Origin of the sequence: Bradyrhizobium sp. 17, assembly GCF_023073515.1 — a bacterium.
Lineage (GTDB): Bacteria > Pseudomonadota > Alphaproteobacteria > Rhizobiales > Xanthobacteraceae > Bradyrhizobium > Bradyrhizobium canariense_D.
Genome location: NZ_JADPJQ010000073.1, coordinates 45,857 through 70,157, shown reverse-complemented (window position 1 = coordinate 70,157; position 24,301 = coordinate 45,857). Strand labels below are relative to the sequence as shown.

Sequence of the window (24,301 nt, the reverse complement as noted above, 5' to 3'; positions counted from 1 at the left end):
CCAAGGCCTGCTGCCAACCTGCTGTCAGCAGTCTGAGCATTGCCGGGCATTCGCTCTTTATTGCGAGGCGGACTCGCCCCATATTCGGAGCATGGCGAAGAAACCTGCATCCTTCGAAAAATCCGGCAAATCCCCCAAGGCCAAGGCTCCGAACGCGAAGGCGCCGAATTCCAAGGCGTCTCGCCCCGACGTGCAGCCGATCGGGCCGGCGTTGGCCGAGTTGCTCAATCCCGCGATCAATCGCGGCGATGCCGGGCTCGGATCGGGCACCGGACTGCAGCCGCCGCCGGACAATTCGCGCGACCGCCGCTCCGGAGGCGAGGCCGCCGCGCATCGCGCGCGGGCCTCGACGCGGAAAGAGTTTCCGCAGGACAATACGAGGCCAATGCCGCTGCGGCCCAATCCGCAGCCGCCCGGCGCCCGCGACGCGGGCTTCGACGAGGCGCCGCAGGCCAATTACGGAACCGCGGCCACGATACCGACGCTCGATCCGGAACTGGCGCGTCAGCTCGGCCTCCCGACGGAAGAGGACGATGCCGAAGCCCTGGCTCGTCCGCCGCGCAGCAAGATGGAGGCGCTCGGCGTCAAGGCCACCGCCGACGCGCTGGAATCGCTGATCCGCGAGGGCCGGCCGGAGTTCCGCAAGGACGACGGCTCCACCAGGGTGTGGACCCCGCATCGGCCGCCGCGCCCGGAAAAGTCCGAAGGCGGCGTGCGCTTCGAGATCAAGTCGCAATATGAGCCGCGCGGCGACCAGCCAACCGCGATCGCCGAGCTGGTCGAGGGCATCAACCGCAACGACCGCTCGCAGGTGCTGCTCGGCGTCACCGGCTCCGGCAAGACCTACACCATGGCCAAGGTGATCGAGGCGACGCAGCGGCCCGCCATCATCCTGGCACCGAACAAGACGCTCGCCGCCCAGCTCTATGGCGAGTTCAAGAGCTTCTTCCCCGACAACGCGGTCGAGTATTTCGTCAGCTATTACGACTATTACCAGCCGGAAGCGTATGTCCCTCGCACCGACACCTACATAGAAAAGGACTCCTCGATCAACGAGCAGATCGACCGCATGCGCCACTCGGCGACGCGCGCGCTGCTCGAACGCGACGACGTCATCATCGTTGCCTCGGTGTCCTGCATCTACGGTATCGGCTCGGTCGAAACCTACACCGCGATGACCTTTGCCCTGAAGAAGGGCGAGCGCATCGACCAGCGCCAGCTGATCGCCGACCTCGTCGCGCTGCAGTACAAGCGCACCCAGGCCGATTTTACCCGCGGCACATTTCGCGTGCGCGGCGATGTCATCGACATCTTCCCGGCGCACTATGAAGACCGTGCCTGGCGCGTGAACCTGTTCGGCGACACCGTCGAGACCATCGAGGAGTTCGACCCGCTCACCGGCCACAAGCAGGACGAGCTCGAATTCATCAAGATCTACGCCAACTCGCACTATGTGACGCCGCGCCCGACGCTGGTGCAGGCGATCAAGTCGATCAAATCCGAATTGAAGATGCGGCTGGACCAGCTCCACGACCAGGGCCGCCTGCTGGAAGCGCAAAGACTGGAGCAACGCACCACCTTCGACCTCGAGATGATGGAGGCAACCGGAAGCTGCGCCGGCATCGAGAACTATTCGCGCTATCTCACCGGGCGCCTGCCCGGCGAGCCGCCGCCGACGCTGTTCGAATATGTGCCCGACAACGCGCTGGTGTTCGCCGACGAGAGCCACGTCACCGTTCCCCAGATCGGCGGCATGTTCCGCGGCGACTTCCGCCGCAAGGCGACGCTCGCCGAATATGGCTTCCGGCTGCCCTCTTGCATGGACAACCGCCCGCTGCGCTTCGAGGAATGGGACATGATGCGGCCGCAGACCATCGCGGTCTCCGCGACGCCCAGCGCCTGGGAGATCAACGAGAGCGGCGGCGTGTTCGTCGAGCAGGTGATTCGCCCGACCGGTCTGATTGATCCGCCGGTCCACATCCGCCCGGCCCGCACCCAAGTCGACGATCTCGTCGGCGAGGTCCGGGCCACGGCGCAGGCCGGCTATCGCTCGCTGATTACGGTGCTGACAAAGCGCATGGCGGAGGATCTCACCGAATATCTGCATGAGCAGGGCATTCGCGTTCGCTACATGCACAGCGATATCGACACCATCGAACGCATCGAGATCATTCGCGATCTGCGGCTCGGCGCGTTCGACGCGCTGGTCGGCATCAATTTGCTGCGCGAAGGCCTCGACATTCCCGAATGCGCGCTGGTCGCGATCCTCGACGCCGACAAGGAAGGCTTCCTGCGCAGCGAAACCTCGCTGATCCAGACCATCGGCCGCGCCGCGCGCAACGTCGACGGCAAGGTGATCCTCTATGCCGACCAGATGACGGGATCGATGGAGCGCGCCATCGCCGAAACCGACCGCCGCCGCGAGAAGCAGGTCGAGTACAACACGGCGCATGGCATCACGCCGGAGAGCATCAAGAAGTCGATCGGCGACATCATGAACAGCGTCTACGAGCGCGATCACGTGCTGGTCGAGATCGGCGGCCACGACATGACCGACGACGTCATCTCGATCGGCCACAATTTTGAAGCCGTGCTCGGCGATCTCGAGACGAGGATGCGCGAGGCCGCCGCCGATCTGAACTTCGAGGAAGCCGCGCGCCTGCGCGACGAGGTCAAGCGCCTGCGCGCCACCGAGCTCGCGGTGGTCGACGATCCCACCGTCAAGCAGCGCACGGTGCAGGGCAAGGCCGGAGCCTATGCGGGCGCGAAGAAATACGGCGACGCCGCCAATTTGCCGGTCAGCGCGCTGAAGAACAAGAGCGCCGCCACAGCGCTCAAGGCCAGCGGCAGCAAGGGCTCGCGAATCCACAAGCCGCATCTCGACGAGATGCACGGCCCGGAATCGTTGCCATATCGGGGCGACCGCGCGCTGCCGTCGAAGCCGTTCGGTGGCGAGAGCCGCATCATCCAGCCGACGGATTCAAGGCAGTCAGGGCCGGAGTTCGGGCCATCGCCGAGGTCGAGCGGTGGGGCGCCGGGGCATAGGGGTGGGTGGAAGAAGAGGTAAGGGGGCGCGGAGCGCCGGCGCCGCCCATGGTTGTTCATGGCGGCGTCGGAGAATCATGAGAACGCGAACTCACCCCAGGCTCGCCGTCACCACCGCCATCACCGACAGCAGCAGCACGGTGGTCATCAGTTGCAGCGAGGCGACCGCTGGGTGCGCCATGCCGTGATCTTGTCGGCGAGCGACAGATGGGCCTCGAAGAACTTCGGTTCGTAGACGGTCTTGAACAAATGCGGGAAGCTCACCGCAAGCAGCGCATGGGCGAGCGAGGCGATGGCGACGAAGATGGCGACGCCGGGATCGCCGACCAGGTCGTGATTGCCGACCAGCTTGAGCAGGAATGCGGCGGCGGCGAAGGTCGGGAAGCTCTGCAGCGTCGCGGTCAGCGCGAGGCCTTCGAGCGCGTTATGCAGGCTGGACTTTCTGACTCTGGCGATGGCGGCCATGGCACGTCTCCCTGAGGACATGCGGATGAATCCAGCCGCCATCAGGGGGACCTGATGTGAGATGCGTCACGCCCATTTCCTCTGCGGGAACAAGGCGCGCGCCCCCCGAATGACCAGGGGTTACAGCTTGCCCTGCCCGTTCACCTGGCTCTGCTGTTGCCGCTGCCTCTCCTGCTCTTGCTGTTCCTTGGCATGGTGGCGGCCGTAGAGGCAGCCGGCGGCGGCGCCGAGGACGCCGTGATGGCCAGCATAGTGGCCGGCGACGCCGCCGACGACGGCGCCCTTGATGCAGCCCTTGGCGTTGGCGGCGGAAGTCGCGCCACAGATGAGAAGTACGGCGGCGATGGCGGCGAGGGATTTCATGGATCGATGTCTCCGGATGCGGTGTCGCACTCTCAACAGGCACGGACCCGTCCCGGTTCCCGCGCGCGCACGCGATGCTTCGCTAGACCATGCAGCCGAACGCCTGCACCAATTCGTGAAGACTCGCGCTCGCTCAACCATAAATTGCAGTCATGAACCTGGCATTGCGCTGGCGCGTCATACGTCAGCAATATCCCCTGTGGTTTGCGGATTGCCGGTGTCCGAGGCAGCGCGTTAGCCTTGCGCGAACTCCACACGGCCGATGAGGGCGGGCGGAATGACGGTCGAGAAGCTCAATCGCCAGCGCGTGCTGCATCTGCTCGACGCCATCTCGCGCAGCGATCTCGCTGCCGCGCTGTCGTGCTGCACCGACGACGTCGACTTCCTCACCCACGCGCCGATCGATGTGCTGCCGCACATGGGCCCCTGTCACGGCAAGCAGGAGCTCGGCGAATTCTGGCGCACCGTGCAGGAGCGATACGCCGAGATCGCTACGAGGTGCCGCAGATCGTCGCCGAGGGGGACACGGTCGCGGCCTATCTGCGCGTGTTCTTCAGGAAGCGCAGCAACGACCGCATCATTCAGGTCGACATGGCCGTCTTCTACACTTTTCGCCGCGGCAAGGTGGCGCAGATCCGCGAGATCATCGATTCCTACGACCTGGTGCAGCAGGTGCTGGAACGTGAGATCGGCCCCCTGATCGTGGGCGAGCGGGTGGACGGGGGCTAGCTCTCTCCCAAACCGGCCCGGACCGGGAAAAATGCGGGGTTTTATTGTAAATCTCACACGCCGGGATCAATTGTGCATTGCGAAAACGTGAATTGCGTTTTGGCCGAATTGACGTATTTTGTTCGCATACAAATGAGTTGAGCGACCCCGCGGCACCTTTCCTGTGCGCTTGGGGTGGTTTTTCGCTTTTTCGCAAGCCAGCTTCAGGACTGCCCAAGATGACAGAGCACAGCCTCTGGCGTTTCTCGCGTGCGTTGCACCGCGCGATCAACGACCGGCATTTCGAGGACATCGAGGCCCTGATCGACGAGGACGTCGAGTGGGCGCTCTATGGGCCGATCGACATGTTTCCGTTCCTCGGCGCGCGCCAGGGCAAGGACGCCGTGCTCGACGTCATCCGCCAATTCGCCGACAATTTCCAGGTCCGCCGCTTCGACCGCGAGAGCATCATGCTCGGTGTCGATTCCGCCGCCTCGATGCTGCGCTATTCGCTGACCGCACTGGATTCCAGCAAGCCGATCAGCTTGCGGGTGGCGCAGTTTGCCCAGTTCAGGGCGGGCAAGCTCACCAGCATGCGCGTGCTGATCGACACGTTTGATCTGGTCGAGCAGGCACTTGGCCGCGCCATTCATCTGCCGAAGATGACCAGCGTCGGCTGAACGGAACACCAACGGGCCCCGCACTTCGGGACCGATGGCTGAGCACCCCACGACGCGTCCTGGCCTCCAGCCCCGCCGGATGCAATCGTGGAGAAGCTCGTCATCGGGCGCGCGCCTTTCGCGCGGCCCGTTGGTTCGCGTCTGATGGAACCGCCACAATTTCGCAATGATGGTTCCGCATCCTCGGCGGGAACTGGGCTGACGGGCAGGACGATGGAATTCGCGACAGGGTTTGGCTGGACCAGGCTGCCGATGCTGGCGGCCGCTTTGATCTTGGGATCGGTGCTGACGGTTTCGGCGCAGATCATTCCGCCCTTCTCCCCCGGCCCGGCCGCAGCGCCCGACGACGACGCCGAAGCGGCGGAGGCCCCCGACGTCAACGACCCCGACGTGCTGAGCGGCATCGACGTTGACAAGCTCGACTGGGGCCAGCTCGCGATCGACGCCGGCACGCTCAACGACATCATCGCCGCCAAGAAGCGCGCGCAGGCCGCCGCCAAGGACGGGCTGAACTGGGCGACGAACGCCAACGCCAACGGCTCCTCGGCGGTGACGGTGAAGCAGTCGGTATCCTCATTCTGGGACGCCCGCATCGGCGCCGACATGACTGTGACGAGCGAGCCGCGGACGATGTCCGAGCTGCTGGCACAGAAGGCCAGCAATGGCGGCAGCGTGCCTCAATCGTCCGGCAGCGCCTGGGCGGCCGCGACCGCGCCGGGCCCCGGCGCGATCTGGGACAAGACCGCGGTGGAGGCTCGCGTCGATCCCGGCGCGGAGCAGAGCAAGCTCGGGGCCTCGCTGATCAAGTCGGTGCCGCTGTCGGGCGACACGTCGCTGACGCTGCAGAACGGCTACAGCGTCAACCAGCAGGGCACCACGGCGCTCCCCGGCGTCGGCGGTCACGTCACGCGCAATTACGAGACCGAGCAGTCGGCCAAGGTCACTCTCACCGATACCGGCACCAGCATCACCGCGGGCCAGTCGCTGTCGACCACGGACGACAAATGGCTGCGCAAGGTCGGCGCGGAACAGAAGCTGTTCGACAACGTCACCGTCTCCGGTTCGGTCGGCGAAACCTCGCAAGGGGCGATCAACAAGAGCCTGACGGCGGGTTTCAAGAAGAGCTGGTAGCTGTTTTCGCCTCTCCCCCCTGCGGGGCGAGGGAGTCGAGCACCGACCGGCCGCGCATTCACTTCGGCGCGGCGGCCGCGTTCAGACTCCGGTAACCATACGCCACGGCAAAGCCCCCGAATGGACCGCCCTTGCCGCACCTCGGCCAAGTTGCGGCCAAAATCCGGCGCCCTAGTCCCAGACCGACGTCGTCGTGCGGGGGACACTCGCGCTGCGCTCAACGCGAACAGGGGAATAACGATGAACGCCATGCGTCCGGAAAAGACCGAAGCCACCGAGACCGAGACCATCGACACCAACCTTGCCGCAGTGACGGAAGTCGAAGCCGGCATCCGTGACTTCGTCCGCAACGACATCGCCTATCTGCGCCGTCCGGCAGCGACGGCCGCGGACGCGCCGCTCGATCCGAGCGCGGAGGCCACCGTCACCAACGTCAACTCGCTGATCCAGCGCGTCGCCGGCACCTCGCTCGCCGAGATCGAGAATCTGATCTCCGAGCTCGAGAGCCTGCGCGACCTGCTCCACGCCGAAGGCCAGCGCGTCCAGCGCGAGATCTCCGGCTACGCCCAGCTCAGCCAGGCCGCGATGAAGTCGACCCGCATGATCGCCGACAACGTCTCGCAGTGGAAGCGCGCCGCCGACGGCCTGCGCAACAGCTGATCGCTGCATCCCGCATCACCAGCCGCCGCGTTCCGAAAGGGGCGCGGCGGTTTTGATTCGGGGGGTGTGTGACGGTGCGCACGCGCCCCATGAAAAGTGTCATCACCCGCGAAAGCGGGTGATCCAGTATTCCAGAGGCAGCGAGGCCAGAATCGAGAAGCCGCGGCGTACCGGATGCCCCGCTTTCGCGGGGCATGACAACGGAGGATTTTGAACTTCCCGCATCCACCCGGCGACTAACGCCAGGCGCTCCCGCCATCGCGGCCGGGCCCGGGGACATCTCATGGAAAGCATTCGGCCCGACACCACCGACCCGATACCGCTGCGGCCCGCGCCGAACCAGTTCGGCACGATCATGCTGCGTTTTGTCGGTTTGCTGGCGGTTGCGATCGCGACATTGGCGTTCGTCTATAGCCGCTGAGGGCGGAGGCCGCGGAGTTAACGAAATCTTACCGGGCGGCTTCCACGGTCGAAGCTTCCAGGGTGTAGGCGCCGTCGGCATAGCCCTTCACCACCATGCCGGCCACCAGCATCACGGCCAGCGTCGCGGTAGCAAAGATGAATCCGACCAGCTTGAGTGCGCCGCGGTCTGCCATGGTCCTCGTCCCCTGTACTCTGCCCAGTTCGTTCAAATAGACAGCGACAGGTTCATAATTGGTTAGCAACTCGATGGTTCCGCGCATTGCTTCGCGGGAAAACCATGTTGCGCAGGCTTATGGCAGCCACCCGGAATCGCGTCCATAGCGCGGGGGCAACACTCGCGCGCTGTTTTCGCCGTTCATCCTGGAACGAATCTAACCGCCGTTCACACGCATCGGCACGAAGGCGGTTGCGGTGATGGCGTAGACGTCCTCGCCGCGCTGGTTGGTGCCGGTGGTGCGCGCGGTCAGGATGCCCCAACCGGGTCGCGAGGCGGAGCTGCGCTTGTCGATGACGACGTTGACGTAGGTGACGATGTCGCCGGCGAGCACCGGCCTGATCCAGCGCAGGTCGCGAAAGCCCGGCGACGGGCCCCACACCGCGACCTCCTCGCCGCGCGAAGCGGCTTCCCGCGCCAGACGCTGGCCGTCGGCGACAAGCAGGCTCATGCAGGCTGAGCCGACATGCCAGCCCGAGGCCGCGAGCCCGCCAAACAGCGAGTTCTTGCCCTCCTCCTCGTCGAGGTGAAAACGCTGCGGATCGAACTTTGCGGCGAATGTCTTGATCGACTCGGCCGTGAACGTATAGGCGCCGATCTCACGGCGATGCCCAATCTCGATCTCCTCGAAAAACGGCATCAGACCGCCCCCTCGCGCCGCTTGATCAGGATCGGCGACGTCATCTCGCACAGCGCATCAGCCCTGGCGTTGCGCACGGTGCATTTGAATTTGACGATGCCGAGCTCCGGGCGGCTCTTCGAGGTGCGGGCCTCCACGAAGTCAACATCGAGCATGAGGTCGTCGCCGGGTCTGAGCGGCGACAGCCAGCGCACTTCATCGACGCCGGGAGATCCCAGCGAAGCGGCGCGGGTGATGAAACCGTCGGCCATCATCCGCATCATCAGCGAACAGAGATGCCAGCCCGAGCCGGACAGGCCGCGCAGCATGCTTTTGCTGGCAGCGTCCTCGTCGAGGTGCATCGGCTGCGGATCGAACTCGGCGGCAAAGGCCACGATCTCGTCGCGCGTGACATGGCGCGGGCCGAATGTTCCGAACCGGCCGGGCGGGAAATCTTCGAAGGTCAGGGTCATCTTGGGAAAGGTTTGAGGGAATGACAGATTGTGGCCGCACTTTGCGGCAATCTCAACCCGCCGGCCCGCATGGCTCGTGCTACATTCGGCGCGCCGGCGTCGGTCTTGAGTCGGATCGATCAGGGGCCACGATCCATTTGCAAGGCCCGACAACACCTGAATTGCCCTGGGGAGAGCAATGTTTTCATTCAGCGACCTGTTTCAATGGGACCGCTTTATCACGCCGACGATCATCAAGACCTTCTACTGGCTGGTGATCGCGCTGATCTGCCTGTTCGGCCTCTCCGGCATCTTCTCCGGCCTCGCAATGATGGCGATCAGCCCGTTCGGCGGCTTCCTGATGCTGCTGTCGTCGATCGCGAGCGTCGTCGTCGGAATCGTGTTCTCGCGCATCATCGCGGAGTTGATCCTGATCATCTTCCGCATCAACGAGCATCTCGGCGCGATCAGGGATCAGGGCGGCGGGGTACGGTGAGGCAAGCACCGGCGCCGTAGTGCCGTAGGGTGGGTTAGCCGAAGGCGTAACCCACCAACTTCGTTCGGCAAACGAGGAAGCATGGCGCGTTACGCTGCGCTAACCCACCCTGCGAACCTATCAAGATCTTACGTGTTGAACCTGAAATGCATCACGTCGCCGTCGGCGACGACGTATTCCTTGCCTTCGAGGCGGAGCTTGCCGGCATCGCGGGCGCCGGCTTCGCCGCCGAGCGCGACGTAGTCCTCATACGCGATGGTCTCGGCGCGGATAAAACCCTTTTCGAAATCGGTGTGGATCACACCGGCGGCGCCCGGCGCCTTGGTGCCGCGATAGATGGTCCAGGCGCGCGCTTCCTTCGGGCCCACCGTGAAATAGGTGATGAGGTCGAGCAGCGTGTAGCCGGCGCGGATCAGGCGATCGAGGCCGGCCTCTTCGAGACCCAGCGTCTCCAGGAAGTCGGCGCGTTCGTCGCGCGAAATGGTGGCGATCTCGGATTCGATTTTTGCCGAGATGACGACCGCAATGGCGCCTTCCTTGGCAGCCTGGTCTTGCACCGCCTTCGAGAACGAATTGCCTGATGCGGCCGAGCCTTCCTCGACGTTGCAGACGTAGAGCACGGGCTTGGACGACAGCAGGCCGAGCATCCCGAAGGCGCGCTCCTCCTCCGCCTTGCGCTCGACGAGGCGCGCGGGCTTGCCTTCGCGCAGCAGCACCAGCGTGCGATTGACGAGGTCGAGCTGCTCCTTGGCGTCCTTGTCGTTGCCCTTGGCCTTCTTGGACAAATTGTCGACGCGCTTCTCGAGGCTGTCGAGATCGGCGAGCATCAGCTCGGTCTCGATGGTCTCGATATCGGCGAGCGGGGCGATCTTGCCTTCGACATGGGTAATGTCGGAGTCCTCGAAGCAGCGCACGACATGCGCGATGGCGTCGACCTCACGGATGTTGGCGAGGAACTGGTTGCCGAGGCCTTCACCCTTGGACGCGCCGCGCACGAGGCCGGCGATGTCAACGAAGGTCAGCCGGGTCGGGATGATCTGGCCCGACTTGGCGATCGCTGCGAGCTTATCGAGCCGCGGATCCGGCACCGCGACCTCGCCGACATTCGGCTCGATCGTGCAGAACGGATAGTTCGCCGCCTGCGCCGCGGCCGTCTCGGTCAGCGCGTTGAACAAGGTCGACTTGCCGACATTGGGCAACCCGACGATCCCGCATTTAAATCCCACGAGCGTTATTCCTTGCCGTTGTCGTCCTTGGTCAAAAATCCCTTCGCCTGCATGGCGAGGTGCACCCTGTTGGCGAAGGTCGCGTCCGTGCCTTTGGCAACCAATGCCGCGTGCTCGGCCACCGCGTCGCAGAGCGTCGCCACCCAGTCGTTGTCCGCTTTGGCGAAGTCCGACAGCACATGGCCGTGCACCAATTCCTTGACGCCGGGATGACCGATGCCGAGCCGCACCCGGCGGTACTCGTTGCCGATATGGGCGGAGATCGAGCGCAGGCCGTTGTGGCCGGCGATGCCGCCGCCGATCTTCACCCGCACCTTGCCCGGCGGCAGTTCGAGTTCGTCATGGAATACGGTGACGTCGCCCGGCGCGATCTTGAAGAAGCTTGCCGCTTCCTGAACGCTGCGGCCGGAATCATTCATGTAGGTCATCGGCTTGAGCAGGATCACGCGCTCGGTGCCGAGCGTGCCTTCCGAGGTCTCGCCCTGAAACCTGCGGCGCCAGGGTGCGAAACCATGACGCCGCGCGATCTCGTCGACGGCCATGAAGCCGACATTGTGCCGGTTACGTGCGAATTTCGGGCCGGGATTGCCGAGCCCAACAAACAGTCGCATGACGCGGCGCGCCCCTCGCTCGGCGCGCGATCAGGGACCGCGCGCCAGCTTTGAGAGATTACTTCTTCTTGTCGCCGCCGGCGGGAGCCTTGGCAGCCGGGGCCTTGGCAGCCGCTGCCGGAGCAGCACCCGCAGCAGGAGCGGCAGTACCAGCCGCCGGAGCAGCAGCACCTGCAGCCGGAGCAGCAGCCGCGGCCTTCAGCTCTTCGGCGTAGCCGGACGGCGGCACGATGGTGACGAGGGTCGCGTCCTCGGCGGTCAGCGCCTTTACGCCTGCCGGCAGCTTGATGTCAGAGAGATGCAGCGAGTGGCCGATTTCGAGCGAACCGACGTCAGCCTCGATGAACTGCGGGATGTTCTCCACGCCGCACTCGAGCTCGATCGCGTGCGCAACGATGTTCACGGCGCCGCCGCGCTTCACGCCGGGCGAACCTTCAGCCTTCACCACGTGCAAGGGAACGCTGATGCGGATGGTGGCGCCTTCGCCGAGCCGCATGAAGTCGACGTGGATCGGGAAATCCTTGACCGGATCGAGGTGGTAGTCGCGCGGAATCACGCGGTGCTTGTTGCCTTCGAGGTCGATGTCGACCAGCGTGGTCAGGAACCGGCCGGCGAGGATGCGCGAGCGCAGTTCGCGATCGTCAACCGAGATGGTCAGCGGGGGCTGGTTGTTGCCGTAGATCACTCCGGGCACTCTCCCGGCGCGACGCTCAGCCCGGGCGGCCCCCTTGCCGCTCTTCGGACGTGCGGTCGCCTTCAATTCCTTGACGGTCGCCATAACGTTAAGTCCTTGTTTTTGCAAAAGTTAATGGGCCGCAACGCGGCCCATGGCATACGCCGCAGCAAGCCTCCAGGGGTGCGGGGGCTGCGGACGTGGCGGGCTTTTACCCGGAAGACGCGGAAATAACAAGGAGAATGGGCGGCCGGAAGGAACCGGATCGCCCGGAAGGAGCCGGCGGAGTTACCCGCCGAGCTTGGCCTCCAGTGCCGCGATGCGCGTCTTCAGGGCCTCGTTCTCCTCGCGCGCCAGGCGCGCCATATCCTTGACCGCCTCGAACTCCTCGCGCTTGACCAGGTCCATATCGCGCAGGAATTTTTCGGCCTGGGTGCGCATCACCGTGTCGAACTCGCGCTTGACGCCCTGCGCGGCGCCGGCGGCATCGTTCATCAGGCGGCCGATCTCGTCGAAAAACCGGTTGTTGGTCTGGGTCATGTCGGTCTCCTGGCGGCTTTCGATGAACTCTGCGCGAACGCGCGGGAAGACAATGGCAATCCGTTTGGGCCGGTTCAAGGGCCGATCGGCGGTATCCTTGTCATGCCCCGGTTTCCTTGCAATCGTATTCAACGTCCCTGCATAAGAAGAATCACAAAAGGCGCTCGAGATGATCGATCAGCAGATCGCGATCCCCACCAAGGACGGTCACACCGCAACCTTCATCAGCCATCCCGAACGCGGCGGGCCGTTTCCGGTCATCCTGTTCTACATGGACGCGCCGGCGATCCGCGAAGAGCTGCGCGACATGGCGCGCCGGCTCGCAACATCGGGCTATTACGTGATGCTGCCGAACCTCTATTACCGCTCCGGCGTGATGGAGCTCGGCGCGCTGCCGGCCGATCCGAACGCCCCGGAACGCAAGCGCATGTTCGCGCTGATGGGATCGCTCACGATCGCCATGATCATGGACGACACGCGGGCGTTGCTCAAACTGATCGGTACAGTCGGCTACTGCATGAGCGGCCGCTACGCCGTCAACGCCGCCACGCATTTCCCTGATCGCGTCAAGGCCGCCGCCTCGGTCTACGGCACGCAGCTCGCAACCGACCAGGACGACAGCCCGCATCTCGCGGCAGCCAAGACCAAGGCCGAACTCTACTTCGCCTGCGCCGAGACCGACATCTACGCGCCCGCCGAGATCATCGAGAAGGTGAAGCAGGGCATGAGCGGCGCCAAAGCCGAAGTCGAGATCTATCCCGGCACCCATCACGGCTTCGCCTTCCCCAAGCGTCCGGTCTATCACCGCGACGCCGCCGAGCGGCATTGGGAGCGTCTGCTGGCGCTCTATCGCCGCAATCTCGTCCAGACATAGAAGGCGCGATGCAACTTCTGCTCATCGACTTTCCCGCCTTCAAGCCGATCGCGATCGAGATCGGCCCGTTCGCGATCCGCTGGTATGCCCTGGCCTATATCTGCGGCATCGTGTTCGGCTGGCTCTATGCGCGCTCGCTCCTGAAAAGGGAGCGGCTGTGGGGCGGCCCGGCGCCGATGTCGCTGGTGCAGATCGACGACTTCATTCTGTGGGTCACGCTCGGCATCATCCTCGGCGGCCGCACCGGTTATGTGCTGTTCTACAACCTGCCCTTCTTCATCGACCATCCCGCCGCGATTTTCAGGCTGTGGGAAGGCGGCATGTCCTTCCACGGCGGCTTCCTCGGCTGCGTCGTCGCGGTGATGTGGTTCGCCTATCGCAACCGCATCTCGATCCTGTCGCTCGGCGACATCACCACCGCCGTCGCCCCGGTCGGGCTGCTGCTCGGCCGCATCGCCAATTTCATCAATGGCGAATTGTGGGGCCGCGCCGCCGACCCGGAGCTGCCCTGGGCGATGATCTTCCCCAACGATCCCGCCCAGCTGCCGCGCCATCCGAGCCAGCTCTACGAGGCCGGCATGGAGGGCATTTTGCTGTTCACAGTGCTCGCGGTCATGATCCGCTTCGGTGCCCTGAAGCGGCCGGGCATGATCCTCGGCGCCTTCATCCTGATCTATGGTTTGAGCCGGATCGCCGGCGAGCATTTCCGCGAACCGGATGTCCAGCTCGGCTTCCTCTGGGGCGGATTAACCATGGGCATGCTGTTGTCGATCCCGATGCTTATTGTAGGCCTCATACTTATTGTATTGGCAGTGAGGCGCGATGCGCCGAGGCCCGCAGGGGCTATTCGTTAATTCCTATTGAGAAGATAGGCCGTGACCGACCAGCCGTTACTCGACGAGATCAAGGCGCTGATCAAATCCTCAGGCCCCATGCCGGTCTGGCGGTACATGGAACTGTGCCTGATGCATCCGCGCTACGGCTACTACGTCTCGCGCGATCCATTGGGACGAGAAGGCGACTTCACCACTGCGCCGGAGGTCAGCCAGATGTTCGGCGAGCTCTTGGGCCTGTGGACCGCCTCGGTGTGGAAGCAGATGGGCTCGCCGCAATTCCTGCGGCTGATCGAGCTCGGCCCCGGCCGCGGTACCATGATGGCCGACGCCCTGCGCGCGCTCCGCGTGCTGCCGCCGCTCTATCAGGCACTCCACATCCACATGGTCGAGGTCAATCCGGTCCTGCGCGAGCGGCAGAGTGCGACGCTGTCGGCCGTGCGCAACATCGCCTGGCACGACAGCATCGACGACGTGCCTGAGGGGCCGAGCATCATCCTCGCCAACGAATATTTCGACGTGCTGCCGATCCACCAGATGGTCCGTCACGAGAACGGCTGGCACGAGCGCGTGATCGAGGTCGACGCCAACGGAAAACTTCAATTCGGCGCGGCGGCCGAGCCGACGCCACGCTTCGAGGTGCTGCTGCCGCCTCTGGTGCGCGCCGCGCCCGTCGGGGCCGTGTTCGAATGGCGGCCCGATGCGGAGATCATGAAGCTCGCCAGCCGCGTGCGCGACCAGGACGGCGCGGCGCTGATCATCGATTACGGCCATCTGCGCAGCGATGCCGGCGACACCTTCCAGGCGATCGCGCGCCACACCTTCACCGATCCCCTGAAGGCGCCGGGCCAGGCCGACGTCACAGCCCATGTCGACTTCCAGGCGCTCGCGCGCGGGGCCGAGGACGTCGGCGCCCGCGTGCACGGGCCGGCGACGCAGGGCGATTTCCTCAAGCGCGTCGGCATCGAGACCCGTGCAGCCGCCTTGATGCAGAAGGCGGCGCCTGACGTCGCCACCGACATTTCGATCGCGCTCAAGCGCCTGACCGAAACCGGGCGCAGCGGCATGGGCTCGATGTTCAAGGTGCTCGGCATTTCCGAGCCGCGGCTGACCGGCCTTGCGGGACTCAGCGATCTCGAACGCGCCGGAGACGGTTCATGACGCTTGCCTCCTCGCTGCTGTCCGCGGTGCCGGGCCTGCGCCACGCCTTCTTCACCCGCGAAGGCGGCGTCTCGGGCGGCATCTATTCCGCGCTGAACGGCGGGCTCGGCTCCAATGACGACCAGGCCCTTGTTGCGGAGAACCGCCGCCGCATGGCCGAGCATGTCGGCGTCGCACCCGAACGCTTTCTCAGCCTGCACCAGATCCATTCGCCCGACGCGCTCGTGGCCGACGCTCCGTGGCCGAGCGGGCCGCGCCCGAAGGGCGATGCGCTGGTGACGAAGGTGCCCGGCATCGCGCTCGGCGTCTCCACCGCCGATTGCGGACCCGTGCTGTTCGTCGATCCCAATGCGGGCGTGATCGGCGGCGCGCATGCCGGCTGGAAGGGCGCGCTCACCGGCGTGCTGGAGCAGACCATTTCAGCGATGGAAAAACTCGGCGCCTCGCGGAGCCGCATCATCGCCGCGATCGGCCCGCTGATCCGCCAGGACAGTTATGAAGTCGGCAACGAGTTCGTGGCGCGCTTCATCGAGGCGGATGCGGACAACGCCGTGTTCTTCATCCCGTCGGTGCGAGAGAGCCACGCGATGTTCGACCTCGCCGGCTTCATCCGCAAGCGTCTGGAGGCTGCGGGCATCCTGATGATCGACGATCTTGGTCTGGACACCTACGCCGACGAACGCTTCTTCAGCTACCGCCGCTCGGTACATCGCAAGGAGCCGGATTACGGCCGCCACGTTCACGCGATCGCGCTCGAAGCGTGAACACAAAGGCAACCCCGTGTCATTCCGGGGCGATGCCTGCGCGCGATGATAGTGGCCTGTGGCGCTCCCGCCCTAGACGTTAATGCGTTTTAACGATATCGCTGCCCTCCATAATGAGGGACGCGTCATTCATCTTGCGCCGCGCGGGTTCGCGCGTGCTGGCGATCATGCTGCTGACGGCGGCGGCCGCGCTTGGCGGCTGTGCCGGTGGCGGTGGTGCCGCGAACTCCTATGCGATGGCGCCGAGCGCCGGCTCGGGGGCGACAGTCGCGTTCGAATCGATCGATGGGCCGCCGCCGCAAGTGTTCGACCGCATGGTCGGCGTGCTCGACAGCGAATCCAAGCTGCGCAGCCTGTCCGTGGTCTCCCGCGAGGGGACGGCTGCCTACCGCGTGCGCAGCTACCTCTCCGCCCAGATCGTTCGTGGCAAGACCGTGATCGCCTGGGTCTGGGACGTCTACGACGCCAACCAGCAGCGGGCGCTGCGCCTTTCAGGCGAGGAACCGACCGCGGCCAAGGGCGGCCGGGATCCTTGGGGCGCGGCCGACGACCTCGTGCTGCGGAAGATCGCCCAGGCCGGATTCAGCGGACTTTCCAACATGATCAACGGCACGCCGGATGCGCCGAACTCGGCTCCCGGCTTGCGCGGGCCGGCCGTGGCGAGCGTGATCCCGGAGGCTCCATTGGCCGACATGCCGGCCTCGGCGCTGGGCTATGCCGAGCGCTAACCCCCGCGAAACCACGGCCCCATTTTCCGGCCAAACCGTTGGCCGGACTCGGGATTTCGCAGGGAAAACGTAGTGCCCCGGGTTGCCATTGCAGCCCCCGGCCTGATATTTCCTCGCCCGTCGTAACCGTGCTTCCAGTGGGTATTGTTTGATGTTGAACATCGTGTCCAGCAAAGCGCGGGAGGAAGCGTCCATGTCGGCCAAGAACGGCTCCATCAAGCTCGTCGCCGGCAACTCCAATCCGGCTCTCGCTCATGCCATCGCGCAAGGTCTCGACCTGCCGCTGACCAAGGCGGTGGTACGGCGCTTCGCCGACATGGAGATCTTCGTCGAGATCCAGGAGAACGTGCGCGGCTCGGATGCCTTCGTCATCCAGTCGACCTCGTTTCCGGCGAACGACCATCTGATGGAATTGCTGATCATCACCGACGCACTGCGCCGCTCCTCGGCGCGCCGCATCACCGCGGTGTTGCCCTATTTCGGCTACGCCCGGCAGGACCGCAAATCGGGTTCGCGCACGCCGATCTCGGCAAAACTCGTCGCCAATTTGATCACCCAGGCTGGCGTCGACCGCGTCATGACGCTCGACCTGCATGCCGGCCAGATCCAGGGCTTCTTCGACATCCCGACCGACAACCTCTACGCGGCGCCGCTGATGGTGCGCGACATCAAGGACAAGTTCGACCTCTCCAGGACAATGGTGATCTCGCCCGACGTCGGCGGCGTGGCGCGCGCACGCGGCCTCGCCAAGCGCATCAACACCCCGCTCGCGATCGTCGACAAGCGCCGCGAGAGGGCGGGTGAATCCGAGGTCATGAACGTGATCGGCGACGTCGCCGGCTACACTTGTATCTTGATCGACGACATCGTGGACTCCGGCGGCACGCTGGTGAACGCCGCTGACGCGCTGATCGCCAAGGGCGCCAAGGACGTCTACGCCTACATCACCCACGGCGTGCTCTCCGGCGGCGCGGCGGCCCGGATCACGAACTCCAGGCTGAAGGAGCTGGTGATCACCGACTCGATCCTGCCGACGGATGCGGTGAGCAAGGCCCCGAACATCCGCACGCTGCCGATCGCCAGCCTGATCTCCGACGCGATCGCGCGCACCGCGGCGGAAGAGTCGGTGTCGAGCCTGTTCGACTGAGGTTTCCGCCTCTGGCCGCTTGCGGAAAATCGTAGGGTGGGCAAAGGCGCAACGCGCCGTGCCCACCTTTTTTGTGGCCATGAAGACGGTGAGCACGCTTCCGCCTTCGCTCGTCGAGCTCCGGCGGACAAGTCGCTTTGCCCCCTACGGCCTCACGCGCCGCCGCCCCCCGGGTTGTTGCCAACGAGCGCCCATGACATCATCCGAATCCCGAGTCATCTCTGCCCTCTGGATGCCCGATGCCACGCCGGAAATTTGCCTGGGAGAAGCTGTCGGATGATGAGTTGCTCAAGCAACGCCTCTCCAGCCTGAGGGTTACGGTCGAAGGCACCTGGCTCGAGGATTGCGTCAGCGCGCTGTACGAGGAGCTCCAGGAGCGCGGCATCCGGCTGCGGCCGCACACCTGGATGTCGAGCGAATGGTTCAGTCCGGGCGGCGTTCCCGGCATCGCCATTCCGTTCTATCTCGCTCATCCCCGCCTGATGAAGCTCGAGAAGAAGATGATGTTCGACGTCGAGGGCGGAACCTGGCGCGAATGCATGGCCATCCTCCGTCACGAAGCGGGCCATGCGATCCAGCACGGCTACCAGTTGCAGCGCCGCCGGCGCTGGCAGCAACTGTTCGGCCCGTCGTCGAAACATTATCCGCGCTATTACCGGCCCAATCCGGCCAGCCGGCGTTACGTCCAGCATCTGCGGCTGTGGTACGCGCAGAGCCATCCGGACGAGGATTTCGCCGAGACCTTTGCGGTGTGGCTGCGGCCGCGCTCGAACTGGCGAACGCGATATGCGGGCTGGCCGGCACTGAAGAAGCTTGAATATGTCGACGAGCTGATGGGCGAGATCGCGGGAAAGCGGCCGCCGATCACGACGCGGGAGCGTGTCGATACGCTGGGTCGGCTCAGCCAGACGCTCGAAGAGCACTACAAGAAGAAGCAGGCGTTCTACGCCTTCACGCCCCCCAAGACCTACGACCGCGATCTCTCCCGGCTGTTTTCAGCCGATCCAAGGCACCACCGCTCAAAGCCGGCTTCAGCCCTGATCAGGCGCCACCGCTCCCAGATCAGGCAATTGGTCTCGCGATGGACCGGCGAGAATCAGCTTACGCTCGATGCCGTGCTTGACGAGATGATCTCTCGTTGTCGCGAGCTCGATCTGCGTGCCGTCGGCCCTGAACAGAAGCTTGTTCTCGACTTCATCGTCCTCGTGACCGCCAAGACGATGCACACGATGTTTGGCCCGTCTCGACGAAAATGGATCGCGCTATGAGACGTCTACGCATTCTGGTGCTCATGCATCCGGACTTCGTGCCGCCGGACTCCAGCGACGGGCACACCGCGCAGGAAATCAACGCGTGGAAAACGGAATACGACGTGGTGAGTACCTTGCGCGCGGCGGGCCATGAGGTTCGCCCACTCGGCGCGCAGGAGGAAATCAAGCCGGTGCGCGAAGCTATCGAGGAATTCAAGCCGCACGTGGTGTTCACGCTGCTGGAGGAATTCCACAACAACGTCGCCTTCGACCAGCACATCGCGAGCTATCTCGAGCTGATGAAGGTCCCTTATACCGGGTGCAATCCGCGCGGCCTGACCCTCGCCCGCGGCAAGGATTTGTCCAAGACGCTGGTGCATCACCGCCGGATCGCCGCGCCGGCCTTTGCGGTCTTCCCGATGCGCCGCAAGGTGAAACGCCCGACACGCCTTGCGCTGCCGCTGATCGTCAAGAGCCTGAACATGGATGGCTCGTTCGGCATCTCGCAAGCATCGATCGTCGACACCGACGAGAAGCTGGCGGAGCGGGTTGCCTTCATCCACGAGCGGGTCGAATCCGCCGCCATTGCCGAGCAGTTCATTGAGGGGCGAGAGCTTTACGTCGGCGTGCTCGGCAACAACCGCTTGCGCGTTCTGCCGGTCTGGGAGCTGAAATTCGGCAGCATGGGCGGCCGCTCGTCACGGCATATCGCTACGGAGAAGGCCAAGCACGACACCGACTATCAGGAGAAGGTCGGCATCGTCGACGGACCTGCGAAGGATCTGGCGCCGGAAGTGACCGCCAGGATCCAGCGGGCCGCGAAACGCATCTACCGGGTGCTCGGCCTCGACGGCTATGCGCGCATCGATTTTCGTCTCACTGCCGACGGCACGCCATATTTCATCGAAGCCAATCCCAATCCCGAGATCGCCAAGAGCCAGGAGTTCGCCACGGCGGCTTTACATGACGGGCTCAAATATCCGGCTCTCCTGCAGCGCATCCTGGCCCTCGGGATCAGCCGCGCCAAAGCGGGAGTCTCACTCGGCTGAGACGAACACGGCTGCGATCGCCCCTCATCCTTCGAGACGCGCTTTGCGCCGCTCGGGATGAGGGATGGTCGTTGCGCCGCGTTACACGATCCCCGCAGCGACCTGGCCGCGCAGGCGTTCGAGCCCGAGCAGTGTCTCCGCGCAGGCGGCTGCCACTTCGACGCCCTTGATGGCAAAATGCTTGCGGAAGAAATCGTAGTGCACCTCGGTCTCGTGGAATTGCTGCGGCGTCAGCACCGCGGAGAACACGGGCACCTCGGTGCGCAGCTGCACGTCCATCAACGCCTTGATCACGGTATCGGCGACGAACTCATGGCGGTAGATGCCGCCGTCGACGACGAGGCCGGCCGCGACGATCGCGGTGTAGCGTCGTGTCTTGGCCAGGATCTGCGCATGCAGCGGGATCTCGAACGAGCCCGGCACCTCGAACACGTCGACATGATTGAGGTGGCGCGCTTCTGCCTCCTTCGCGAAGGCGATGCGGGCCTCCTCGACCACGTCGCGGTGCCAGCAGGCCTGCACGAAGGCCACCCGCTGCGGTTTCGCGAAGCGCGGATGGTCGGGCACCGGATCTTGCGGAACCGGCGGTGGCGTTTGAGTTGGTTGGGACGTTTCGGCTTGGGGATCTTGCAACATCTGATTCATGGCTTTCCTCAGTTAAGGACCAGAATCAGGGCACACGGAACGACAAACAGCCGCATCCTGCGATGCGTCTGCCACCGACCGTTCTCTTTCATCCGGACTTTAACCGTCGGCTTCGGAGTTGCACCGAATCTGCTGACCCTTCCCCTCAGCAAGGCTTTGAGGAAGGCGCTCGCGGGCTTAGGCCTTACGGCCCTTACCGCCGGTGGGGACTTTCACCCCGCCCTGAGAACATCGGCCGCCCGGGATGAACGGCCTGACCGGAATATGACGCCGGTTCGGGGCCGCGGCAAGCGGGTTCCGCATGGGAAAACCGCATGGTCCCATGCCGCCATGGCGGTCCAGGGGGCACGCGACGGAATTAGCGATTGGCAGGCCTTTGGCGAATCCGATTCCGGTTTGTTCTTCTCCATCCGGTTCGGCCTCACCGGCGTTAATAATTGTGGCGGAGATGAGCTGTGGACGAACGAGTCCTGACTTGTGGACGGACTCGGCAGCCAGTTGCGCAGATTCCGCAAATCACATCAGTTGATCCGCGACAAGCCCGCGCTGATCCGAACGGATCGCCTTAGCAAGATTTAAGGGAGCGCGCGCCGGACCAACCGCGTGCGTATCAAAGACAACAAAAAGGCAAGAGGTCGAGACGGCATGTCCCTGCTCGAAGGCACCATCGATTCCAAAAACCATCCGCTCGCGGTGGTCGAGGATATCGCTGCCAGCAACAACTGGCCGTTCGAACGCTCCGGCGAAGACGAACTCACGATTGTCTCCAAGGGACAATGGACCGACTACCAGATCTCCTTCACCTGGATGGGCGAGATCGAGGCGCTGCATCTGGCCTGCGCGTTCGACATGAAGATCCCGGTTGCGCGGCGACCGGAGGTCCAGCGGCTCGTGGCCGCGGTCAACGAGCAGTTGTGGGTCGGGCACTTCGACCTGTGGACCACCACCGGCATGATCATGCACCGGCAGGCCCTGGTGCTGCCGGGCGGGCTCATCGCCTCCACCGGCCAGTGCGAAGCCATGCTCGCAGGCGCCATCCACGCCTGCGAACGCTATTTCCCGGCTTTCCAGTTCGTGGTGTGGGCGGGCAAGTCCACGACGGAAGCCATGGACGCGGCCATGTTCGACACGGTGGGCGAGGCGTAAGCGCACTCTCCCGAGGCGGCGAGCGAGCCCGGCTTTCTCCATCGTCGTCCTGGCGAAAGCCAGGACCCATACCGCGAGGTCTTTGTGTAGCTCGCGATGCTTGTTGCTCTGCCATCCTTCCACTAGAACCAGCCGTGGTAATGGGTCCTGGCCTTCGCCAGGACGACGGCGGTGGCGACAGCGATGGCGAACAGCAATCTCGAAAACATCACCGGCACCATCCTGCTCGCCGGCGCCGGCAAGATGGGCGGCGCGATGCTGACCGGATGGCTTTCGGGCGGGCTCGATCCGCGCCGCGTCGCGGTGATCGATCCGCACATCTCGGCCGAGATCACCGCACTTGCCGCCAAAGGGATTGCGCTCAATCCTGATGTGACGACGGCAGGCCAGGTCGAGACGCTCGTCGTCGCGGTGAAGCCGCAAATGTTCCGCGAGGCCGGCGCCAAGCTGAAGCCATTCGTCTCCGACAAGACCGCGGTGGTGTCGATCATGGCGGGAACCACGATCGCCTCGCTCGAGGAGGTCTGCGGCGGCGCGGTGGTGCGCGCGATGCCGAACACGCCGGCCGCGATCGGTCGCGGCATCACGGTGGCTGTCGCCGCGAACAATGTCAGCGCACAGCAACGCGCGGTGGCCGATGCGCTGCTACGCGCCACCGGCTCGGTCGAATGGGTCAACGATGAGAGCCTGATGGACGCGGTCACTGCGGTGTCCGGCTCGGGCCCGGCCTATGTGTTTTTGCTGGCCGAGGAACTCGCGCGCGCCGGTGTCGAGGCGGGATTGCCCGAGGCGCTCGCGACAAAACTCGCGCGCGAAACCGTCGCCGGCTCGGGTGAACTTCTCCACCAGTCGGAGCTTGCCTCCGGCACGCTGCGCCAGAACGTCACCTCGCCCGGCGGCACCACGGCCGCGGCACTCGGCGTGCTGATGGGCGAGCCCGGCCTGCGCGATCTGATGATCCGCGCCATCGCGGCGGCGACGAAGCGGTCGAAGGAATTGGCGAAGTAAGAAAGTGTGCCGTAGGGTGGGCAAAGCGAAGCGTGCCCCACCCATTCGAATGCAATCGCGGAAAGATGGTGGGCACGGCGCTGCGCGCCTTTGCCCACCCTACGATTTCGAGCCTGCGGCTAGCCGCTTGTTGAACATCGCGACATTGACGAGCCCGCGCGCGTGGCGCCCTTCGCCGAGTTTTCGCGGGCCTTCGAAGGCCTCGACCTCGAAGCGGATGACGCGGCGCTCGACCGCGAAAACCTTCGCAGTGGTCCGCACCGTCGCACCGACGAGGGCTGCTGCAAGATGGCGGATATCGACCTCGGTGCCGACGGTGACCCAGCCCGGCTGAAGGACGCTGCGAATCGCATCGCCCGACGTCATCTCCATTTCCAGAATCATCATCGGCGTCGCATAGACCATCGGCATGCCGGGCACGAAATGCCCGACCGTGCGCTCCACCGGCACCACCAGCGTGCGCTCGGCGCTCATGCCGACCTTGATGAAGTCGCGTGCGTCCATGGGGCCTCCCCCCGTCGTCCTGGACAAGCGCAGCGAAGCGGAGCGCCGATCCAGGACCCATTACCCCGACTCAACATTGTCATGCGCGGTCTAAACCACGACCTGCTGCGACAACTGCCGCTTGGGGTAATGGGTCCTTGGCTTTCGCCAGGACGACCTTTGTGGTTGCCGAACCAGCGCCGGCTACTTCTTCGCAGCCGCCGCGCGCTCCACGAACGTCTTGCCGCCCTTCATCTTGTGGCGGAGCGGGGCTTCATTGATCTGGATGACGACGGCGTCGGCATCGACGCCGAGATTCTTCACCAGTGCCTGGGTGATATCGCGCATCATGCCGGCCTTTTGTTCGTCGGTGCGGCCTTCGGCCATGCTGACAGTGATCTCAGGCATTTTTCTCTCCCTTGGGGCCGGACACCGGCCATTGACGGGCGCCATCAAACAGGAGGTAGATGTCCGGGACAAGCCCGGGCATGGCGACGTCAGCGAATGGCTAGCCCCAGCTCACGTCATGGCGCGCCAACACCTCGCGCACTTTGGCGACGAGGTCGGCCTCGCTGCACGAGAACTGCGCCGGGCGGCTCTCGCGCCATTCCTGGTTGGAAGCGATCGCGGCCGCCGCCTTCGCGCCCTCGATCAGATCCTTGATCTGCACCTCGCCACGCGCTTTTTCATCCGAGCCCTGGATGATGACGCAGGGCGCATTGCGGCGATCGGCATATTTGAGCTGGTTGCCCATGTTCTTGGGATTGCCGAGATAGAGCTCGGCGCGAATGCCGGCGGTTCGCAACGATGCGACCATCTTCTGATAGTCGGCGACGCGGTCGCGGTCGAACACGGTGACGACGACGGGGCCGAACTCGGGCCGCGTGTCGAGCTTGCCAAGCAGAGT

General features: G+C 64.7%; 30 protein-coding genes and 1 riboswitch. Of the genes, 17 read left to right on the top strand and 13 right to left on the bottom strand.

Annotated features, from left to right (window positions below; translation table 11 throughout):
* The first annotated feature begins 91 nt into the window (after positions 1-91).
* A complete protein-coding gene (uvrB, locus tag IVB13_RS14105) occupies positions 92-3,067 on the top strand; it encodes an excinuclease ABC subunit UvrB (RefSeq protein ID WP_247489256.1) in 2,976 nt (991 codons plus the stop codon).
* Positions 3,068-3,192: 125 nt separating this feature from the next.
* Here the strand turns inward: uvrB and IVB13_RS14100 are convergent, their stop codons facing one another.
* Both IVB13_RS14100 and IVB13_RS14095 read right to left on the bottom strand, forming a co-directional pair.
* Entirely contained in the window at positions 3,193-3,510 is a 318-nt protein-coding gene (locus IVB13_RS14100; RefSeq protein ID WP_245288369.1) for a hypothetical protein, read from the bottom strand.
* 120 nt (positions 3,511-3,630) lie between these two features.
* A complete protein-coding gene (locus tag IVB13_RS14095; protein WP_027520351.1) occupies positions 3,631-3,873 on the bottom strand; it encodes a hypothetical protein in 243 nt (80 codons plus the stop codon).
* 360 nt (positions 3,874-4,233) lie between these two features.
* Between IVB13_RS14095 and IVB13_RS14090 the strand changes: the two genes are divergently transcribed.
* The 5 genes from IVB13_RS14090 (at position 4,234) to IVB13_RS14070 (ending at position 7,473) form a co-directional block, all read left to right on the top strand.
* Positions 4,234-4,602 carry a nuclear transport factor 2 family protein gene (locus tag IVB13_RS14090; RefSeq protein WP_247489254.1) on the top strand — a complete coding sequence of 123 codons (369 nt, stop codon included), beginning with the start codon at positions 4,234-4,236 and terminating at the stop codon, positions 4,600-4,602.
* Positions 4,603-4,820: 218 nt separating this feature from the next.
* Positions 4,821-5,261 (top strand): nuclear transport factor 2 family protein, encoded by a 441-nt coding sequence (locus tag IVB13_RS14085; protein ID WP_018453530.1) that lies wholly within the window; start codon positions 4,821-4,823, stop codon positions 5,259-5,261.
* Between the two features lie 213 nt (positions 5,262-5,474).
* Entirely contained in the window at positions 5,475-6,392 is a 918-nt protein-coding gene (locus tag IVB13_RS14080; protein ID WP_247489252.1) for a hypothetical protein, read from the top strand.
* 240 nt (positions 6,393-6,632) lie between these two features.
* Positions 6,633-7,052 carry a hypothetical protein gene (locus tag IVB13_RS14075; RefSeq protein WP_247489251.1) on the top strand — a complete coding sequence of 140 codons (420 nt, stop codon included), beginning with the start codon at positions 6,633-6,635 and terminating at the stop codon, positions 7,050-7,052.
* A gap of 283 nt (positions 7,053-7,335) precedes the next feature.
* A complete protein-coding gene (locus IVB13_RS14070; protein WP_018453527.1) occupies positions 7,336-7,473 on the top strand; it encodes a hypothetical protein in 138 nt (45 codons plus the stop codon).
* A 28-nt stretch (positions 7,474-7,501) separates the two neighbouring features.
* On the opposite strand, the gene IVB13_RS14065 is transcribed toward IVB13_RS14070, so the two are convergent.
* From IVB13_RS14065 to IVB13_RS14055, 3 genes are all read right to left on the bottom strand, one after another.
* On the bottom strand, positions 7,502-7,648 hold the full coding sequence (locus tag IVB13_RS14065) for a hypothetical protein (RefSeq protein WP_007596790.1): 147 nt from the start codon (positions 7,646-7,648) through the stop codon (positions 7,502-7,504).
* 198 nt (positions 7,649-7,846) lie between these two features.
* A complete protein-coding gene (locus tag IVB13_RS14060) occupies positions 7,847-8,329 on the bottom strand; it encodes a MaoC family dehydratase (protein WP_018453526.1) in 483 nt (160 codons plus the stop codon).
* Positions 8,329-8,781 carry a MaoC family dehydratase gene (locus IVB13_RS14055; RefSeq protein WP_247489250.1) on the bottom strand — a complete coding sequence of 151 codons (453 nt, stop codon included), beginning with the start codon at positions 8,779-8,781 and terminating at the stop codon, positions 8,329-8,331. The genes IVB13_RS14060 and IVB13_RS14055 overlap by 1 nt, the downstream gene beginning before the upstream one ends.
* A gap of 178 nt (positions 8,782-8,959) precedes the next feature.
* On the opposite strand from IVB13_RS14055, the gene IVB13_RS14050 reads away from it, so the two are divergent.
* Entirely contained in the window at positions 8,960-9,256 is a 297-nt protein-coding gene (locus IVB13_RS14050) for a DUF4282 domain-containing protein (RefSeq protein WP_007596805.1), read from the top strand.
* A gap of 128 nt (positions 9,257-9,384) precedes the next feature.
* Here the strand turns inward: IVB13_RS14050 and ychF are convergent, their stop codons facing one another.
* From ychF to IVB13_RS14030, 4 genes are all read right to left on the bottom strand, one after another.
* Entirely contained in the window at positions 9,385-10,482 is a 1,098-nt protein-coding gene (gene ychF, locus IVB13_RS14045; protein ID WP_247489249.1) for a redox-regulated ATPase YchF, read from the bottom strand.
* A gap of 5 nt (positions 10,483-10,487) precedes the next feature.
* A complete protein-coding gene (gene pth, locus IVB13_RS14040; RefSeq protein ID WP_018453522.1) occupies positions 10,488-11,093 on the bottom strand; it encodes an aminoacyl-tRNA hydrolase in 606 nt (201 codons plus the stop codon).
* A gap of 58 nt (positions 11,094-11,151) precedes the next feature.
* Positions 11,152-11,871, bottom strand: a complete 720-nt coding sequence (locus IVB13_RS14035; protein ID WP_085358102.1) for a 50S ribosomal protein L25/general stress protein Ctc — start codon at positions 11,869-11,871, stop codon at positions 11,152-11,154.
* Positions 11,872-12,054: 183 nt separating this feature from the next.
* Positions 12,055-12,306, bottom strand: coding sequence for an accessory factor UbiK family protein (locus tag IVB13_RS14030; RefSeq protein ID WP_135170330.1), 252 nt, complete (start codon positions 12,304-12,306; stop codon positions 12,055-12,057).
* A gap of 169 nt (positions 12,307-12,475) precedes the next feature.
* On the opposite strand from IVB13_RS14030, the gene IVB13_RS14025 reads away from it, so the two are divergent.
* From IVB13_RS14025 to IVB13_RS13990, 8 genes are all read left to right on the top strand, one after another.
* Entirely contained in the window at positions 12,476-13,180 is a 705-nt protein-coding gene (locus IVB13_RS14025; protein WP_247489248.1) for a dienelactone hydrolase family protein, read from the top strand.
* 8 nt (positions 13,181-13,188) lie between these two features.
* Entirely contained in the window at positions 13,189-14,034 is an 846-nt protein-coding gene (gene lgt, locus IVB13_RS14020) for a prolipoprotein diacylglyceryl transferase (RefSeq protein WP_247489247.1), read from the top strand.
* A 21-nt stretch (positions 14,035-14,055) separates the two neighbouring features.
* Complete coding sequence (locus tag IVB13_RS14015; protein WP_247489246.1) at positions 14,056-15,174, top strand: SAM-dependent methyltransferase; 1,119 nt, start codon at positions 14,056-14,058, stop codon at positions 15,172-15,174.
* A complete protein-coding gene (gene pgeF / locus IVB13_RS14010; protein WP_247489245.1) occupies positions 15,171-15,938 on the top strand; it encodes a peptidoglycan editing factor PgeF in 768 nt (255 codons plus the stop codon). Before IVB13_RS14015 ends, pgeF begins: the two co-directional genes overlap by 4 nt.
* Before the next feature lie 113 nt (positions 15,939-16,051).
* Positions 16,052-16,666 carry a hypothetical protein gene (locus IVB13_RS14005; protein ID WP_247489244.1) on the top strand — a complete coding sequence of 205 codons (615 nt, stop codon included), beginning with the start codon at positions 16,052-16,054 and terminating at the stop codon, positions 16,664-16,666.
* A 193-nt stretch (positions 16,667-16,859) separates the two neighbouring features.
* Positions 16,860-17,813, top strand: coding sequence for a ribose-phosphate pyrophosphokinase (locus IVB13_RS14000; protein WP_247489243.1), 954 nt, complete (start codon positions 16,860-16,862; stop codon positions 17,811-17,813).
* 239 nt (positions 17,814-18,052) lie between these two features.
* The gene (locus IVB13_RS13995) at positions 18,053-19,081 is read left to right on the top strand and encodes a putative zinc-binding metallopeptidase (RefSeq protein WP_247489242.1); all 1,029 of its coding nucleotides are present in this window, start codon (positions 18,053-18,055) and stop codon (positions 19,079-19,081) included.
* Entirely contained in the window at positions 19,078-20,112 is a 1,035-nt protein-coding gene (locus IVB13_RS13990) for an ATP-grasp domain-containing protein (RefSeq protein WP_007596826.1), read from the top strand. Before IVB13_RS13995 ends, IVB13_RS13990 begins: the two co-directional genes overlap by 4 nt.
* An 81-nt stretch (positions 20,113-20,193) precedes the next feature.
* Here the strand turns inward: IVB13_RS13990 and IVB13_RS13985 are convergent, their stop codons facing one another.
* Positions 20,194-20,757 carry a 6,7-dimethyl-8-ribityllumazine synthase gene (locus tag IVB13_RS13985; RefSeq protein WP_026232546.1) on the bottom strand — a complete coding sequence of 188 codons (564 nt, stop codon included), beginning with the start codon at positions 20,755-20,757 and terminating at the stop codon, positions 20,194-20,196.
* Positions 20,758-20,833: 76 nt separating this feature from the next.
* Positions 20,834-20,991, bottom strand: a riboswitch (FMN riboswitch).
* A 411-nt stretch (positions 20,992-21,402) separates the two neighbouring features.
* Between IVB13_RS13985 and IVB13_RS13980 the strand changes: the two genes are divergently transcribed.
* Positions 21,403-21,903, top strand: a complete 501-nt coding sequence (locus tag IVB13_RS13980) for a YbjN domain-containing protein (RefSeq protein WP_018453509.1) — start codon at positions 21,403-21,405, stop codon at positions 21,901-21,903.
* 183 nt (positions 21,904-22,086) lie between these two features.
* On the top strand, positions 22,087-22,911 hold the full coding sequence (gene proC / locus IVB13_RS13975; protein ID WP_247489241.1) for a pyrroline-5-carboxylate reductase: 825 nt from the start codon (positions 22,087-22,089) through the stop codon (positions 22,909-22,911).
* Between the two features lie 99 nt (positions 22,912-23,010).
* Here the strand turns inward: proC and IVB13_RS13970 are convergent, their stop codons facing one another.
* From IVB13_RS13970 to IVB13_RS13960, 3 genes are all read right to left on the bottom strand, one after another.
* Positions 23,011-23,415 carry a hotdog domain-containing protein gene (locus tag IVB13_RS13970; RefSeq protein ID WP_247489239.1) on the bottom strand — a complete coding sequence of 135 codons (405 nt, stop codon included), beginning with the start codon at positions 23,413-23,415 and terminating at the stop codon, positions 23,011-23,013.
* Between the two features lie 183 nt (positions 23,416-23,598).
* Positions 23,599-23,847 (bottom strand): tautomerase family protein, encoded by a 249-nt coding sequence (locus IVB13_RS13965; RefSeq protein WP_083926322.1) that lies wholly within the window; start codon positions 23,845-23,847, stop codon positions 23,599-23,601.
* A 55-nt stretch (positions 23,848-23,902) separates the two neighbouring features.
* Positions 23,903-24,301 (bottom strand): His/Gly/Thr/Pro-type tRNA ligase C-terminal domain-containing protein (locus IVB13_RS13960; protein ID WP_247489237.1); only part of this gene is annotated, 399 nt, incomplete at its 5' end.